Source organism: Shinella sp. GW835-FHT14H05, assembly GCF_058793575.1.
This window is the reverse complement of the sequence record NZ_JBXAFY010000003.1, coordinates 90,837-105,693: the sequence shown is the minus strand read 5'-3', so window position 1 is coordinate 105,693 and position 14,857 is coordinate 90,837. Positions and strand designations below refer to the sequence as shown.

The 14,857-nt window shown below is 64.1% G+C and carries 17 protein-coding genes; 11 read left to right on the top strand and 6 right to left on the bottom strand.

The features are described 5' to 3' along the window. Positions 1 to 68 precede the first annotated feature (68 nt). Positions 69 to 317, bottom strand: a complete 249-nt coding sequence (locus AC1Q6Z_RS11755) for a WGR domain-containing protein (RefSeq protein ID WP_492647941.1) — start codon at positions 315 to 317, stop codon at positions 69 to 71. A gap of 88 nt (positions 318 to 405) precedes the next feature. Further along, positions 406 to 864 carry a MarR family winged helix-turn-helix transcriptional regulator gene (locus tag AC1Q6Z_RS11750; protein WP_492647940.1) on the bottom strand — a complete coding sequence of 153 codons (459 nt, stop codon included), beginning with the start codon at positions 862 to 864 and terminating at the stop codon, positions 406 to 408. Between the two features lie 85 nt (positions 865 to 949). Between AC1Q6Z_RS11750 and hmgA the strand changes: the two genes are divergently transcribed. Then, the gene (gene hmgA, locus AC1Q6Z_RS11745) at positions 950 to 2,290 is read left to right on the top strand and encodes a homogentisate 1,2-dioxygenase (protein ID WP_492647939.1); all 1,341 of its coding nucleotides are present in this window, start codon (positions 950 to 952) and stop codon (positions 2,288 to 2,290) included. Between the two features lie 8 nt (positions 2,291 to 2,298). On the opposite strand, the gene AC1Q6Z_RS11740 is transcribed toward hmgA, so the two are convergent. Then, the gene (locus AC1Q6Z_RS11740; RefSeq protein ID WP_492647938.1) at positions 2,299 to 2,859 is read right to left on the bottom strand and encodes a DUF2585 domain-containing protein; all 561 of its coding nucleotides are present in this window, start codon (positions 2,857 to 2,859) and stop codon (positions 2,299 to 2,301) included. A gap of 113 nt (positions 2,860 to 2,972) precedes the next feature. Between AC1Q6Z_RS11740 and AC1Q6Z_RS11735 the strand changes: the two genes are divergently transcribed. Genes AC1Q6Z_RS11735 through AC1Q6Z_RS11720 form a run of 4 tightly spaced genes read left to right on the top strand, consistent with a single transcriptional unit; the run spans position 2,973 to position 5,330 of the window. Next, positions 2,973 to 3,989 carry a fumarylacetoacetate hydrolase family protein gene (locus tag AC1Q6Z_RS11735; protein WP_492647937.1) on the top strand — a complete coding sequence of 339 codons (1,017 nt, stop codon included), beginning with the start codon at positions 2,973 to 2,975 and terminating at the stop codon, positions 3,987 to 3,989. A 4-nt stretch (positions 3,990 to 3,993) separates the two neighbouring features. Next, positions 3,994 to 4,638 (top strand): maleylacetoacetate isomerase, encoded by a 645-nt coding sequence (gene maiA / locus AC1Q6Z_RS11730; protein ID WP_492647936.1) that lies wholly within the window; start codon positions 3,994 to 3,996, stop codon positions 4,636 to 4,638. Positions 4,639 to 4,695: 57 nt separating this feature from the next. Next, positions 4,696 to 4,935: a type II toxin-antitoxin system VapB family antitoxin gene (locus AC1Q6Z_RS11725; protein WP_492647935.1), complete on the top strand. Its 240-nt coding sequence runs from the start codon at positions 4,696 to 4,698 to the stop codon at positions 4,933 to 4,935. Further along, positions 4,935 to 5,330: a type II toxin-antitoxin system VapC family toxin gene (locus tag AC1Q6Z_RS11720; RefSeq protein ID WP_492647934.1), complete on the top strand. Its 396-nt coding sequence runs from the start codon at positions 4,935 to 4,937 to the stop codon at positions 5,328 to 5,330. The genes AC1Q6Z_RS11725 and AC1Q6Z_RS11720 overlap by 1 nt, the downstream gene beginning before the upstream one ends. A 35-nt stretch (positions 5,331 to 5,365) precedes the next feature. Here AC1Q6Z_RS11720 and AC1Q6Z_RS11715 read toward each other — a convergent pair whose 3' ends face one another. Next, a complete protein-coding gene (locus tag AC1Q6Z_RS11715) occupies positions 5,366 to 6,847 on the bottom strand; it encodes an NAD-dependent succinate-semialdehyde dehydrogenase (RefSeq protein WP_492647933.1) in 1,482 nt (493 codons plus the stop codon). 96 nt (positions 6,848 to 6,943) lie between these two features. Next, positions 6,944 to 8,221 carry a 4-aminobutyrate--2-oxoglutarate transaminase gene (locus AC1Q6Z_RS11710; RefSeq protein ID WP_256116299.1) on the bottom strand — a complete coding sequence of 426 codons (1,278 nt, stop codon included), beginning with the start codon at positions 8,219 to 8,221 and terminating at the stop codon, positions 6,944 to 6,946. A 257-nt stretch (positions 8,222 to 8,478) separates the two neighbouring features. On the opposite strand from AC1Q6Z_RS11710, the gene AC1Q6Z_RS11705 reads away from it, so the two are divergent. Next, complete coding sequence (locus AC1Q6Z_RS11705) at positions 8,479 to 9,294, top strand: MerR family transcriptional regulator (RefSeq protein WP_492647932.1); 816 nt, start codon at positions 8,479 to 8,481, stop codon at positions 9,292 to 9,294. Here the strand turns inward: AC1Q6Z_RS11705 and AC1Q6Z_RS11700 are convergent. Continuing rightward, positions 9,291 to 10,208: an AraC family transcriptional regulator gene (locus AC1Q6Z_RS11700; protein WP_492647931.1), complete on the bottom strand. Its 918-nt coding sequence runs from the start codon at positions 10,206 to 10,208 to the stop codon at positions 9,291 to 9,293. The two genes, AC1Q6Z_RS11705 and AC1Q6Z_RS11700, sit on opposite strands and share 4 nt — an antisense overlap. Before the next feature lie 128 nt (positions 10,209 to 10,336). On the opposite strand from AC1Q6Z_RS11700, the gene AC1Q6Z_RS11695 reads away from it, so the two are divergent. The 5 genes from AC1Q6Z_RS11695 (at position 10,337) to AC1Q6Z_RS11675 (ending at position 14,854) form a co-directional block, all read left to right on the top strand. After that, positions 10,337 to 11,164: an SDR family oxidoreductase gene (locus AC1Q6Z_RS11695; RefSeq protein ID WP_492647930.1), complete on the top strand. Its 828-nt coding sequence runs from the start codon at positions 10,337 to 10,339 to the stop codon at positions 11,162 to 11,164. Positions 11,165 to 11,409: 245 nt separating this feature from the next. Next, complete coding sequence (locus tag AC1Q6Z_RS11690) at positions 11,410 to 12,258, top strand: MetQ/NlpA family ABC transporter substrate-binding protein (RefSeq protein WP_492647929.1); 849 nt, start codon at positions 11,410 to 11,412, stop codon at positions 12,256 to 12,258. Positions 12,259 to 12,340: 82 nt separating this feature from the next. Next, positions 12,341 to 13,411: a methionine ABC transporter ATP-binding protein gene (locus AC1Q6Z_RS11685; RefSeq protein ID WP_492647928.1), complete on the top strand. Its 1,071-nt coding sequence runs from the start codon at positions 12,341 to 12,343 to the stop codon at positions 13,409 to 13,411. After that, positions 13,392 to 14,048 (top strand): methionine ABC transporter permease, encoded by a 657-nt coding sequence (locus tag AC1Q6Z_RS11680; protein WP_492647927.1) that lies wholly within the window; start codon positions 13,392 to 13,394, stop codon positions 14,046 to 14,048. The genes AC1Q6Z_RS11685 and AC1Q6Z_RS11680 overlap by 20 nt, the downstream gene beginning before the upstream one ends. 170 nt (positions 14,049 to 14,218) lie before the next feature. Then, the gene (locus AC1Q6Z_RS11675) at positions 14,219 to 14,854 is read left to right on the top strand and encodes an RBBP9/YdeN family alpha/beta hydrolase (RefSeq protein WP_492647926.1); all 636 of its coding nucleotides are present in this window, start codon (positions 14,219 to 14,221) and stop codon (positions 14,852 to 14,854) included. The last annotated feature ends 3 nt before the right edge of the window (positions 14,855 to 14,857 follow it).

Sequence of the window (14,857 nt, the reverse complement as noted above, 5' to 3'; positions counted from 1 at the left end):
ATCGCACGCCTATCGGCATGCCCCGATTCGATTGGGGAAAACTCGGGAAAATTAACCTTTTCCGTCCTCTACGTCTCGGTGTAGCCGCGCCGGCGCCGCCGGGCGATTTGCCGGGCGAGCACCGTCTCAGCCTCGGCCATTGTCGCATGCAGGCTCGACACCTGCCGGCCGCGGGTGCCGATGCGGCCCCAGTGACGCAGCACGGCGACCTCGCCGAACAGCGTCGGCTCCAGTGAGAGCATGTAGAAGCGCGCCATGTTGCGCGTCGCGTCGATGCGGCGGAAACGATAGGCGGGGGAGGGGGTGGTGTTCGACATGCCCGGGATTCTGCCGAAGCCCCGAATCACCGTCCAACGAAAGCTTTGAATCGATCAGGGCGGATCGATTCATCTGCGTGATATGTCGTCAGTCGCTTGGCCCGCGCCGCGCCGGTTGCACCGCCAGCGCCGCTTCGATCGTGGCGAGGCCTGCCTCAAGTTGCTCCAGGCCGTCTGCACCAAGAAGCTGGGCCAGTTCCTGCTCGTATTCATGCGCCAGCGCGATCATTTCACCATAGATGCGCCGGCCCGCCGGTGTCAGGTCGAGATGCTCGATCCGGCGGTCGGCGGCATCCTCGCTGCGCTTCAGCCAACGCTTTTCCTCCAGCGCCCGCACGGCACGCGACACTTTCGTCTTGTGCATGCTGGAATTGGCACCGATCTCCGTCGCGGTCATGCGGCCATAGGAGCCGAGCGCGGCCAGCGCCCGCCACTCCGGCCGGGTCATGCGGTAGCGCGCGCGGTATTGCGCGGCAAAACGCTGGCTGACCAGTTCCGCCGCCTGGTTGAGGCGGTAGGGCAGGAATGTTTCGAGCCGGAAGTCCATGGACGGTGCCTTGATGGTTACAAAACGGACAGTTACATCTGTAACCACCTGACGACAAGGGTGCTTTGCAAGAGGAGGCCAAGCCATGCCGGACCATGCAGCGGAGATCGCCAACAGCCTGAAATACATGCCCGGCTTCGGCAATGATTTCGAGACGGAATCCCTGCCCGGCGCCCTGCCGCAGGGCCAGAACAGCCCACAGAAATGCAATTACGGCCTCTATTCCGAGCAGCTTTCCGGCTCGCCCTTCACCGCGCCGCGCGGCACCAACGAGCGCTCCTGGCTCTACCGCATCCGCCCGAGCGTGCGCCACACGCGCCGCTTCTCCAATGCCAGCTACCCGCATTGGAAGAGCGCGCCCTGCCTCGACGACCATTCCCTGCCGCTCGGGCAATTGCGCTGGAACCCGCTGCCGGCACCGAAGGAGACGCTCACCTTCCTCGACGGCATGCGCACCATGACGACGGCCGGCGATGTGCTGACGCAGGTCGGCATGGCGGCACATGCCTATACGTTCAACGCCGACATGGTGGACGACTACTTCTTCGATGCCGATGGCGAATTGCTCGTCGTGCCGCAACTGGGCGCGATCCGCGTTTTCACCGAAATGGGCATCATGGATGTCGAGCCGCTGGAAATCTGCCTCATCCCGCGCGGCATGATGTTCAAGGTTTCCCGCCTCGGCGAGGGTGACGTCTGGCGCGGTTACGTCTGCGAGAACTACGGCGCGAAATTCACCCTGCCGGACCGTGGCCCGATCGGCGCCAACTGCCTTGCCAATCCGCGTGACTTCAAGACACCGGTCGCCGCCTACGAGGACAAGGAGACGCCGTGCCGGGTCCACGTCAAATGGTGCGGCAAGTTCTACGTCACCGAGATCGGCCATTCGCCGCTCGACGTCGTCGCCTGGCACGGCAACTACGCGCCGTTCAAATACGACCTGCGCACCTATTCCCCGGTCGGCGCCATCCTGTTCGACCACCCGGACCCGTCGATCTTCACCGTGCTGACCGCGCCGACGGAAGAGGCCGGCACCGCAAATATCGACTTCGTCATCTTCCCGCCGCGCTGGCTGGTGGCCGAACACACGTTTCGCCCGCCCTGGTATCATCGCAATATCATGAGCGAATTCATGGGCTTGATCCATGGCCAGTACGACGCGAAGGAAGAGGGCTTCGTGCCCGGCGGCATGAGCCTGCACAACATGATGCTGCCGCATGGACCGGACGCGACGGGCTTCGACAAGGCGTCGAACAGCGAGCTGAAACCCGTCAAGCTCGACCACACCATGGCCTTCATGTTCGAGACCCGCTACCCGCAGCAGCTCACGAAATTCGCCGCCGAGCTGGAAACGCTGCAGGACAACTATCTCGAATGCTGGGACGGGCTTGAGCGCAAATTCGACGGCACGCCGGGCATCAAGTGACCGCCCGCTCAGCCCCCCTGCCAGGCCTTTACCGCTTCGAGTGGCCAGACGAGCATCAGGATGTTCAGTGCCAGGCCGTCGCGGATCAGGTAGGTAGTTACGCCCTCGAAAACGACGATGAGTGCGACGCTTGCCCAGACGGGCAGGCGCGAGGCCAGGAAGAAGCCGACGACCATCGCCAGAATATCTGCGCTCGAATTGATGACGCTGTCGCCGAAATAATCGAGCGAGATTGTCGACTCGCGATAGCGATTGATGATCATGTCGGTGTTTTCGAGGATTTCCCAGGCGCATTCGAGCACGAGGGAGAGCGCCAGGCGCAGGTTGATGCCCGCCTTGGGAAGGATCAGCGTGAAGAGGCCGAAGAACAGAATGCCGTGGATGATGTGGCTCGGCGTGTACCAATCGGAGAGATGCTGCGAGTTTTCCGAGGAAACCACGACGCCATGCCACAGTTTGACATATCCGCACTTGCAGATGAGCGGCTGACCCATCGTATAAAGGAGAAGCGCCGTCGCGCCGATGAAGCCGGCGGCGAGCAGCAGGGAATTCAGGACCGTGCGGTTCACGCGGGATTTCCTTGAAAAACGATGCGCCGCGCAAAGCGGCGCACGAGGGTGGAGACAGGCGGCCGAAAGATGACACATCCTTGCGGCCGGAAACAAGATCGGGAGAGAGACGCATGAAGCTTGCGACACTGAAGGATTCCACCCGCGACGGCCGTCTGGTCGTCGTCTCGCGTGACCTGACGCTCTGCTCGGAAGTCGGGCACATCGCCCGCACGCTGCAAGCGGCGCTGGACGACTGGGCGCATGTCGCGCCGCGGCTGGAACGGGTCGCCGAAGGGCTGGAAACCGGCGCGCAGCCGACCACCCGCTTCCACGAGCACGACGCCGCCTCGCCGCTACCGCGCGCCTACCAGTGGGCGGACGGCTCAGCCTATGTCAACCACGTCGAGCTGGTGCGCAAGGCCCGCAATGCCGACATGCCGGAAAGCTTCTGGACCGATCCGCTGATGTACCAGGGCGGCTCCGACAGCTTTCTGGGACCCCGCGACCCGATCCTGGCGGCCGACGAGACCTTCGGCATCGACATGGAAGGCGAGATCGCCGTCATCGTCGACGACGTCCCGATGGGCGCGAGCGTCGAGGAAGCGCGCGCCGCGATCCGCCTCGTCATGCTCGTCAACGACGTGTCGCTGCGCGGTTTGATCCCGGCCGAGCTTTCCAAGGGGTTCGGTTTCTTCCAGTCGAAACCTTCTTCAGCCTTCTCTCCCGTCGCCGTGACGCCGGATGAACTGGGCGAGGCCTGGGACGGCGGCAAACTGCACCTGCCGCTCCTCGTTTCGCTCAACGGCAAGGCCTTCGGCAAGGCCGATGCGGGCGTCGACATGACCTTCGATTTCGGCCAGCTCGTCGCCCATGCGGCAAAGACCCGCCCGCTCGTCGCGGGCTCGATCATCGGCTCCGGCACCGTCTCCAACAAGCTCGACGGCGACCCGGGCAAGCCTGTCGCGGAGGGCGGCGCCGGTTATTCCTGCATCGCCGAAATTCGCACCATCGAGACGATCGCCACCGGCGCGCCCAAAACGCCCTTCATGAAATTCGGCGACACCGTGCGCATCGAGATGAAGGACAAGACCGGCCATTCGATCTTCGGTGCGATCGAGCAGACCGTCAAAGCCTACGAAAAGGACTGAACCGATGAGCGGCGAGATCGTGCTTTTCGACTACTGGCGCTCATCCGCCAGCTACCGCGTGCGCATCGCGCTGGAAAGCCTCGGTCTCGCCTATCGGCGCGAATCCGTCGATCTGCTCGACGGGAAGCAGCGTTCGCCCGAGCACCGCGCCCGCAATCCGCAGGGCCTCGTGCCGGCGCTTGCGATCGACGGACACATGCTGACGCAGTCGCTGTCGATCATTGAGTATCTCTCGGAGACGCGCCCTGAGGCGCGTTTCCTGCCCGCAGATCCGCTCGGCCGGCAGCGGGTGCGGGCGATCTCCTATGCCATCGCCATGGAAATCCATGCCGTCTGCAACACCGGCGTCGTCGGCCATCTCATGACGCTGATCGAGGACGGCGAGGCGGTGCGCGCCGACTGGATGAAGAAATTCATCGGAGAAGGCCTCGCCGCCGTCGAAACCCTGCTCGACAATGCGGCAACCGGCACCTTCTGCCACGGCGACACGCCGACCATGGCCGATTTCTGCCTCGTGCCGCAGGTCTACAACGCGGAGCGCTGGGGCGCCGACATCAGCGCGCTTGAAAGAGTGTGCCGCATCACTGAAACCTGCCGCACCCTCCCGGCCTTCCAGGCGGCACATCCGGACAAGGCAAAGCTGGGCTGAGCTTTCATTTGCAGGGGTCGGATGCTATATATACCTCCACAAGAGGAAGGATATACCATGCCGCTCTACGTGAAGGACCAGGAGGTCGATAGGCTTGCGGAAAAGCTCTCCGCGCTGCGCAAGGTCAGCAAGACCGAGGCGGTGCGCCAGGCGCTGACGCATGAGTTGGAGCGCGCGGAGAACGAGCCGACGCTGGTGGAAAAGGCCGTTGCCATGACGCGGGAGTTGAACCGAAAGTATTCTCCGACAGGCCTCAAGGCTGACAAAGCCTTCATCGACAGCCTCTACGAAGACTGATGTTCGTCGATGCTTCCGCTATCGTCGCCATGATGACAAACGAAAGCGACGCCGCGTCGCTGTCGGCACGCCTCATGGCGGCCACCTCGCGCGCAACATCACCGATGGCGCTTTGGGAGGCCTCCGTCGCCTACAGCCGCATTTCCGGCGTCGAGCCGAAAGCTGCCTTGCGCGAGGTGGAAGCCTATATTCGACCGCTAGAAATCGAGGTCATCGCAATCTTGCCGGCGGCGACCGCGGCCGCCGTCGAGGCTTACCAGCGCTACGGCAAAGGCCGCCATCCGGCCGGACTCAATTTCGGCGACTGTTTCGCCTATGCCTGTGCAAGGCACCTCGCCGTCCCGCTGCTCTACAAGGGCGACGACTTTTCGCAGACGGATATCGAAACAGCATGAAAACCGCCCCGCCGAAGCGGGGCGTTTTATAAATGTCAGGCAACGTCGCCCATGCAGACGTATTTCATCTCCAGATAATCGTCGGCGCCGTGCGCGGAGCCTTCGCGGCCGAGGCCGGACTGCTTGATGCCGCCGAAGGGGGCGGCTTCGGAGGAGATGATGCCGGTATTGACGCCGACCATGCCGTATTCCAGCGCTTCCGTCACCTGCCAGACCTTCTTAAGATCGCCGGCAAAGAAATAGGCGGCAAGGCCGAATTCGGTATCGTTTGCCTGGGCGATGACATCCTCGACCGTGTCGAAGCGGAAGAGCGGCGCAACGGGGCCAAAAGTCTCTTCCCGCGCGACCGTCATGCCACGCGCAACACCCTTCAGCACGGTCGGCTCGAAGAAGGTGCCCTTGCCCGCAACGCGCTTGCCGCCGGCAACCACCGTCGCGCCCTTCGAGACAGCGTCGGCAATGTGTGCCTCGACCTTCTCGATGGCCGCTTCCTCGATCAGCGGGCCGATCGTGATGCCCTTGTCAAAACCGTTGCCGACGGAAAGCTCGGCGACCTTCTTCGCGAGCTTCTCGGCAAAGGCATCATAGACGTTCGACTGCACGTAGATGCGGTTGGCGCAGACGCAGGTCTGGCCGGCATTGCGATACTTCGAGGCCATGGCGCCTTCGACGGCAGCGTCCAGGTTCGCGTCGTCAAAGACGATGAAGGGCGCGTTGCCGCCGAGTTCCAGGCTCACCTTCTTGATCTGGTCGGAGCACTGGCGCATCAGGATGCGTCCGACTTCCGTCGAGCCCGTAAATGAGATTTTCCGGACCTTCGGATTGTAGCAAAGCTCCTTGCCGATCGCCGGGCCGTCCGTGCCGAGGATGACGTTGAAGACACCGGCCGGAAGGCCGGCCTTTTCGGCGAGCACGGCCAGCGCGATCGCAGAAAGCGGCGTCTGTTCGGCGGGCTTGGAGACGACCGTGCAGCCTACGGCAAGCGCCGGGGCAACCTTGCGGGCGATCATCGCGGCCGGGAAATTCCACGGCGTGATCGTGCCGACGACGCCGACCGGCTGCTTGATGACCAGCATGCGCTTGTCGATGGACGGTGCCGGGATCGTCTCGCCGTTGATGCGCTTGGCCTCTTCGGCATACCATTCGACATAGGAGGCGGCGTAGAGGATTTCGCCCTTGGCTTCCGGCAGAGGCTTGCCCATTTCGGCGGTCAGGATGGCCGCAAGTTCGTCCGCGTTGGCGACGATCAGGTCGAACCATTTGCGCAGCAGGATGCTGCGGTCCTTGGCCGGGCGGGCGGCCCAGACCTGCTGCGCCTTGTAGGCGGCGTCGATGGCCGCGGAGGTTTCGGTCGCGCCCATTTCGGGCAGCGTCGCGAGCTTTTCGCCGGTGGCGGGGTTGAAGACGTCGAAGGTCTCGGCGCCGTTGCCGCCGATCCAGTTGCCGTTGACATACCCCGCATCGCGCAGGAAGTCGGTCGACTTCAGGTGCTTCGTGAGCGCATCGTAGAAGGCCATGATTTCGTTCCTTTCGGACGTGGAAGGACGTTCACCCGGAGCATGTGCTCCGGGTGTTCCCTGGGAGGATGTTTTTTCAGTCTTTGGCGTCGCCGATCAGGCGGCGCGGGCTTCGACCATCGCGGCTTCGAGGATGTCGAGTGCCTCGGCAAAAACCTCGTCCTGGATCGTGATCGGTGCCAGGAAGCGGATGACGTTGCCGTGCACGCCGCAGGTGAGCAGGATCAGACCCTTTTCGAGGGCTTTCAGGCGCACCTTGTTGGCGAAGTCGGCGCTCGGCAGCTTGGTCGAAACGTCGTTGAACTCGACGGCATTCATGAAGCCCGGGCCGCGGATGTCGACGATTTCCGGAACCTTGTCCTGCAAAGAGGCGAGGCGCTGCTTCAGGCGGGCGCCGAGGTTTTCCGCGCGGTTGCAGAGGTCCTCGTCCTTGATGACGTCGAGCACGGCATGGGCCGCCGCCACGCCGATCGGGCTGCCGGCATAGGTGCCGCCCAGGCCGCCCGGACCGGGGGCATCCATGATTTCCGCACGGCCGGTGACGGCTGCGATCGGGAAGCCGCCGCCGAGGCCCTTGGCCATCGTCGTGATGTCAGCCACCACGCCGTAGTGCTCCATGGCGAAGAGCTTGCCGGTGCGGGCAAAGCCGGTCTGCACTTCGTCGGCGATCAAGAGGATGCCGTGCTGGTCGCAGATCTCGCGCAGCGCCTTCATGAAGGCGACCGGGACGGGGTAGAAGCCGCCTTCGCCCTGCACCGGCTCGATGATGATCGCGGCAACGCGGTTGGGATCGACATCGGCAGCAAACAGCTTCTTCAGCACACCGAGCGACTGTTCGACGGTCGTGCCGTGCATCTCGACCGGGAAGGGCGCGTGGAAGACGTCGGCCGGCATGGCGCCGAAGCCGACCTTGTAGGGCACGACCTTGCCGGTGAGCGCCATGCCCATGAAGGTGCGGCCGTGGAAGCCGCCGGAAAAGGCGATGACGGCCTGGCGGCCGGTGGCGGCGCGGGCGATCTTCACGGCGTTTTCAACGGCTTCGGCACCAGTGGTGACGAAGATCGTCTTCTTGGCGAAGTTGCCGGGGGTGATGGCGTTCAGGCGCTCGGCAAGCTCGACATAATTTTCATAAGGCACGACCTGGTGGCAGGTGTGGGTGAAGCGGTCGAGCTGGTTCTTGACGGCCTCGATGACGCGCGGATGGCGATGGCCGGTGTTGACGACGGCGATGCCGGCGGCGAAATCGATATAGCGATTGCCTTCCTTGTCCCAGATCTCCGCATTCTCCGCACGGTCGGCGTAGATCTGCGTGGTCATGCCGACACCGCGCGAAATGGCGGCGTTCTTGCGGTCTGTGAGGGGCGTTGCGGTCATGGCGCTATCCTGGATCTGGAGGCTTCAATGGTTAAAAATACTCGCAGTTCCGAACGCAAAACCGCTTCGCACTTTTGCTGGAACTGCTTTAACTTACATTTTTTCTGCAAGTCTCAAGTGGAATTCCTACATTTTTTCTGCAAGAATGCAACGGTCATTTTAAGACGGGAATGCGACGGATTTTCAGGGGTGCGAAGTCGGGCGCAGTCCGCCGGGAATGCTATAAGCAAATATAACCAGAATCAGGGATTGGCGCGATGGGTTCGGAAGAACCGGTGCACTACAAGGTGGCGGAGGCCGCGCGGCTTGCCGGCGTTTCCGCGTCCACGCTCAGGCTTTGGGAAACGCAAGGCCTCGTCGTGCCGGAACGCTCGGAGACCGGCCACCGTCAATATAGCGGCGACGACGTCGCCCGGTTGAAGCGCATCGCCTGGTACAGGACGGAACGCGGCCTGAACCCCGCCGCCATTCGCGAGGCGCTGGAAGCCGAGGAACCGCCAGGCGAGACCACGGTTTCCGAAGGCGACGCGCCTCAGGGTGTCGGCCGAAAGCTGCGCAGCCTGCGCCATGCCACGGGCAAGACGCTGGAGCAGGTCGCGGGCGACATCGGCATTGCGACCTCGGTGCTCTCCACATTCGAACGTACCTCGCAGGGCGTGACCTTCCGCGTGCTGCACGATCTCGCGGCCTATTACGACACGACCGTCTCGAAACTCTCCGGCGAAGAGGAAGAGGCCAACCGGTCGGTCGTGCGGGCAGGGGAGTGGAAGTTCTGGCCGGAGACCTCGCCGGGCGTCACCGTGCAGGTGCTGGCGGACGGCCGCAACATGATGGATTGCCACCGCTTCGTGCTCGCCCCCGGCGCCTCCAGCGACGGCGCCTATAAACATGAGGGCGAGGAATTCGTGCACGTGCTCTCCGGCCGCGTCGAGATGGTGCTCGATGGCCACGAATTCCACGATCTCGGCCCCGGCGACAGCCTCTATTTCGAAAGCTGCCGCCGCCACGCCTGGCGCAATCGCCATGACGGCGAGACGGTGCTGATCTGGATCAACACGCCACCGACCTTCTAGGCCGCGCTGCTGCGCGCGAACTCCCGCGGCGGGCAGCCGACCTTGCGACTGAAGGCCGTGCTGAAGGCGCTTGCGGAGCGGTAGCCGATCCGCTCGGCGATCTCCTCCAGCGTTCCCTGGCGATGGCGCAGCGCATCTTTGGCGATCGCCATGCGCCAGCGCAGCAGATATTCGACCGGTGCGAGCCCGACGGCCTCGGAAAAGCGCCGCGCGAAGGCCGAGCGCGACATGCCCGCCTTCTGCGCCAGTTCCGCGATCGTCCACTCCCGGGAAACATCGGCGTGGATATTGGCGAGTGCCCGGGCGAGTTGCGGATCGGCGAGGCCGCGCAGCATGCCGGGATGCGGCAGCGTCGCCGCCTCGCGCCGCAGCGTCTCGATCAGCAGAACCTCGATCAGGCGGGACAGGATGAGATCGCTGCCCGGCCCCGCCAGCGCCGCCTCGCCGCGGATGAGGCCGATGAGCGTGCCGAGCCGCGCGCCGACACCGTCTTCGGCCGAGACATGCACGAGCCGCGGCATCATCTCCGCCAGCAGGTCCGCATTGGTCGGATCGCACATGATGACGCCGCCGAGGACGCGCGTCGCGTCGCCCCGATGCGCGTCGCCGATATGAATCTCGCCGTCGACCATGTGCCGCGCCTTGAAACCATCGTCGGAAAGCACGGTCTTCTGCCCGGGCGCGCTGGAGAACGTATCCATCACCGGCCTGGCCGAAAGGATGAAGTCACCCGCCCCGACCTGGAGGGCGGCACCGCCGTTCGCGCGGAACCAGCATTGGCCGGCCGTGATGAAATAGAGCGTCGGCCCCGGCTGCGGTGGCACCTGCACGCCCCATGTGCCATGCGCCACCATGCTGCCCATCAGCACGGTTTTCGGGCGCAGCAATTGCACGACATCGGTGAAAGCATCCATTTTGCACGATCCGTAAAGCGAGTTTGGCCACATTATCATTTGGACGATCGGTAATGCAAACTGGACTCTGAATTATTCAAAATCTCCCGCTAACCAATATAATCGGGCTATTCAGACAGGAGATACAGATGACAAACACGGTTTTGATAACCGGAACCTCGTCCGGCTACGGCAGGGCAACCGCGGAACTCTTCCTCGAACGGGGGTGGAACGTCGTCGCGACGATGCGCACCCCGAAAGCCGATCTCATCGAAGGCCCGGCCGAGCGGCTGAAGATCGTCCCGCTCGACATCACTCGCCCCGAGACGATCCGCACCGCGATCAACGCAGCCGTCGCGGCCTTCGGCTCGATCGACGTGTGGATCAACAATGCCGGCATCGGCATGGCATCCGCGGTGGAGGCGACGCCGGACAGCGCGATCCGCGAGCTTTTCGAAACCAATACGTTCGGCGTGTTCAACGCCTGCCGCGAGATCATCCCGCAGATGCGCAGGCAGGGGCACGGCGTGATCGTCAACGTCACCTCCAGCGTCGCGATCGGCGTCATGCCGCTGGTCGCGGCCTATGCCGCCAGCAAGTTCGCCGTCGAGGGTTTTACCGAGTCGCTTTCCTATGAGTTGGAGCAATTCGGCATAAAGGCGCGGTTGGTCGAACCCGGCTATGCGCCGACGACCAGTTTCACCGCCAATGGCGGCCCGCGCATGCAGGGCCTGATCCCGGAGGATTACGGCGCCTTCGCCCAGGCCGCATTCGCGCGGATGGCCGACTATCCGACGGCCTATTGCACCGAGGCGGAAGTTGCCGAGGCTGCCTATGCGGCGGCGACCGACGAAGGGGAACGGCTGCGCTATCCGGCCGGTGCCGATACCAAGATGCTCGCCGCGCTGCGCTGGTCGACCTCTGAAGACCATTATCGCGATCGCATGCGCGCAATGTTCGCACCCACGTCCGAGTAGCCGACCGTAGCTTAATCCGGACCTCTCCCGAGAGGTCCGGATCTCCGTTCCTAGCGCCTCCGCTGTATTCCACTAAAACAGTAGAAAATATTTTCCGCCCTGCTTCGATATCAGAGAGCGAAAGTTCCCGTTCGGCCTGCCCAATAAACCGCCATTCGTTGTCCACAAATGCGGCATTTGCGATTTTAGGGGTAGAAACAACGTTGTTTCGCAGTCGATCCTCCCCATCGCGAAAGCAGGCCAGCATGTCCAAAATCAGCAAAAAACTCCTCGAAAGCGCGTTTTTCTCCCGCCGCTCCGCCCTTGCGGCGCTCGCGGTGGCGGCCGTCGCCGTCTCCACGCTCTCCGTTTCCGCGCCCGCCTTTGCCGAAGACAAGAAGGACCTGAAGGTCGGCATCATTTCCGGCGAGGACGAGGATGTCTGGCGCGTCGTGACGGCGGAAGCCGCCAAGAAGGGCCTGACCATCGAGACGGTCGTCTTCAACGACTATACCCAGCCCAACGAGGCGCTCGCCCGCGGCGAGGTCGACGCCAACGCCTTCCAGCACCTGCCCTATCTGGAAAACCAGATCCATCAGCACGGCTACAAGATCGTTCCCGCCGGCTACACCGCCGTCTGGCCGATCGGACTCTATTCCAAGAAGCACACCAAGGTCGCGGACCTGCCGGACGGCGCCGTCGTCGGCGTGCCGAACGATCCGTCGAACGAGGGCCGGGCGCTGCGCGTGCTGCAGAACGAGGGCCTGATCAAGCTGAAGGACGGCACCGGCATTCTCGCCACCATCGCCGACATCTCGGAAAACCCGAAGAAGCTGGAGATCAAGGAACTTGACGCCGGCATCGTCGGCCGCTCGGTCGATGACCTGGATGCCGCGATCGTCAACACCGACTGGGCGCTGAAAAGCGGCCTCACCCCGGAAAACCGCATCGCGCAGGAGCCGGTCGCCGACAATCCGTACCGCAACTTCATCGCGGTTCGCGAGGAATCGAAGGACGAGCCCTGGGTCAAGCCGCTGGTCGAGGCCTATCAGAACGACGTCGTGAAGGCCGAGTTCGACCGCGTCTACAAGGGCACGGGCATCAGCGCCTACTAAGGCACTCGACAACCAGCAGAGACAGCCCGCGATGCGCCCAGCCGCCGCGGGCTGTCTTTCCGTTTCCGGAAGGGAACCGCGCATGAACAAACATGTGACAGGCAAGCGGGTGCAAACCGCCACCGCCGAAGAAGACGTCATCCGCCTGTCGGACGTCCGCCGCCGTTTTGGCGCGACGCCGGCGCTGGACGGCGTTTCGCTCGACGTCCGCCGGGGCGAGATCCTCGGCATCATCGGGCGCAGCGGCGCCGGCAAGTCGACGCTCATCCGCTGCCTCAACGGCCTGGAGCGGCCGGACAGCGGCACGATCGAGATCGAAGGCCGCGAGATCACCGGCCTCAGCGAAGCCGAACTGCAGCCGCTGCGCCGCCGCATCGGCATGATCTTCCAGCATTTCAACCTGCTCTCCGCCAAGACGGTGGAGGAGAATGTCGCGCTGCCCCTGAAGATCGAGGGCTGGGCGAAGGCCAAACGCCTCGCGCGCGCCGCAGAACTGCTCGACCTTGTGGGCCTGACCGGCAAGGCGAAGGCCTATCCGTCGGAACTCTCCGGCGGCCAGAAGCAGCGCGTCGGCATTGCTCGCGCGCTTGCCGCAAGCCCGGCGCTGCTGCTCTCCGACGAGGCGACCTCCGCGCTCGACCCGGAAACGACGCGCTCGATCCTGGCGCTGCTCAAGGACATCAACCGCAAGCTCGGCCTCACGATCCTGCTCATCACCCACGAGATGGAAGTGGTGCGGAATATCGCCGACCGCGTCACCGTGCTCGATGCCGGGCGCATCGTGGAGGAAGGTCCCGTCTGGCAGGTGTTTTCACGACCGCAGGCGGAGACGACGAAGAGCCTGCTCAGCGGCATCCGCCCGCAACTACCCGCCCATATCGCAAAAAGGCTTACGGCGGATATCGCAGGCGAGGCGATCCTCAGCCTCGACATTGCCGGCCCCGCCGCCACTGGCCCGCTGTTCCAGAAGCTGTCGGAAGAATTTCCGGGCGGCTACCGCCTGGTCCATGGCGGCGTCGATCATATCCAGGAACAGGCCGTCGGCCGCTTCTTTATCGCGGTGCCGGCCGATGCCGCCGCGCGCCTCGTTTCGTTTGCAGAGCGCCTCGGCGCACAGGTGGAGGTCCTCGGCCATGTCGCCGATCATGCTTGAGCTTCTCGTCCGCTCGCTCTGGGAAACGGTCGTGATGACGGCCGCCTCCGGCGTCATCTCGCTCGCCTTCGGCCTGCCGCTCGGCCTGGCGCTGGTGGCGACCGCGCGCGGCGGCATTGCGGAAAACCTCTGGACCAACCGCCTGTTCGGCGCCATCGTCAACGGCTTCCGCTCCGTGCCCTTCATCATCCTGCTCGTGGCGCTCATCCCCGTCACGCGCCTCATCGTCGGCACGTCGATCGGCACCTGGGCCGCGATCGTGCCGCTGTCGATCGCCGCGACACCCTATTATGCACGCATCGCGGAAGTGTCGCTGCGCGAGGTCGACCGCGGGCTGATCGAGGCCGTGCGCGCCATGGGCGGCAACCGCTGGACGATCGTGCGCGAGGTGCTGATCCCCGAGGCGCTGCCGGGCATCGTCGCGGGCTTCACCGTGACGCTCGTGACGCTGATCGGCGCCTCCGCCATGGCAGGCGCCATCGGTGCCGGCGGTCTCGGCGACCTCGCGATCCGCTACGGCTACCAGCGCTTCGAGACGACGGTCATGGTGGCGGTCGTCGCCGTGCTGATCGTGCTCGTCTGCGGCATCCAGTGGCTCGGCGACCGGCTCGTCGCGCGCCTCGATCATCGCGGCTGAGAAACCTCAAAAAGGCATTGGGCGAACTTGCCGCCCGATGCTTCGCATCATCGCCATGATGCAAAAAATTTTTATGGATTTTGAAGAGTTTAGCAGCGGTTTCCTTACCATTCCGCGTTGTGTCGCGCATCCTTCCGGACAGATCTGGTTTGCGAAGGAAGGCCGCCGCCATGCCGTCACTCGATATCCCCGTCGACACGCTGATCCTGCCGGGCCTCAACGGGTCCGCGAGTGACCATTGGCAGCGTCACTGGGCGCGCGACAATCCCGAAAGCCGCGTCGTCGAGCAGTTCGACTGGAACTGCCCGGACCGGCAGAGCTGGCTTGTGCAGCTGGAACGTCAGGTCGACATGATCGGCAAGGACCTCTGGCTCGTCGGCCACAGCCTCGGCTGCGTGCTGGCCGCGCAGTTTGCCGAAAGCCCGCTTGCCTCGCGCATCCGCGGCGCGCTGCTCGTCGCGCCCTGCGACCTCGACACGACGGAAACCCTGCACCCTTGCGTGGTCCGCTTCGGCGCCATGCCGGTTAAGCGGCTGCCGTTTCCCTCGCTCGTCGTCGGCAGCCTGAACGATCCCTATATGCCGGTCGACCGGCTGCGCCAGAGCGCCAAGGCCTGGGGCAGCGATCTCATCGATATCGGCAATGCCGGCCACATCAACATCGCGAGCGGCTTCGGCCGCTGGACGGCGGGCTACGATTTCCTGGAGCTGCTGAAGGCGCGGGCGGAGCGCGATCCCTTCGCCGCAACGCAGGACGGCCGCCTGTTCACGGCAGCCGTCGCGAGCATGGGGCTGGCGCTCAACTGAGCG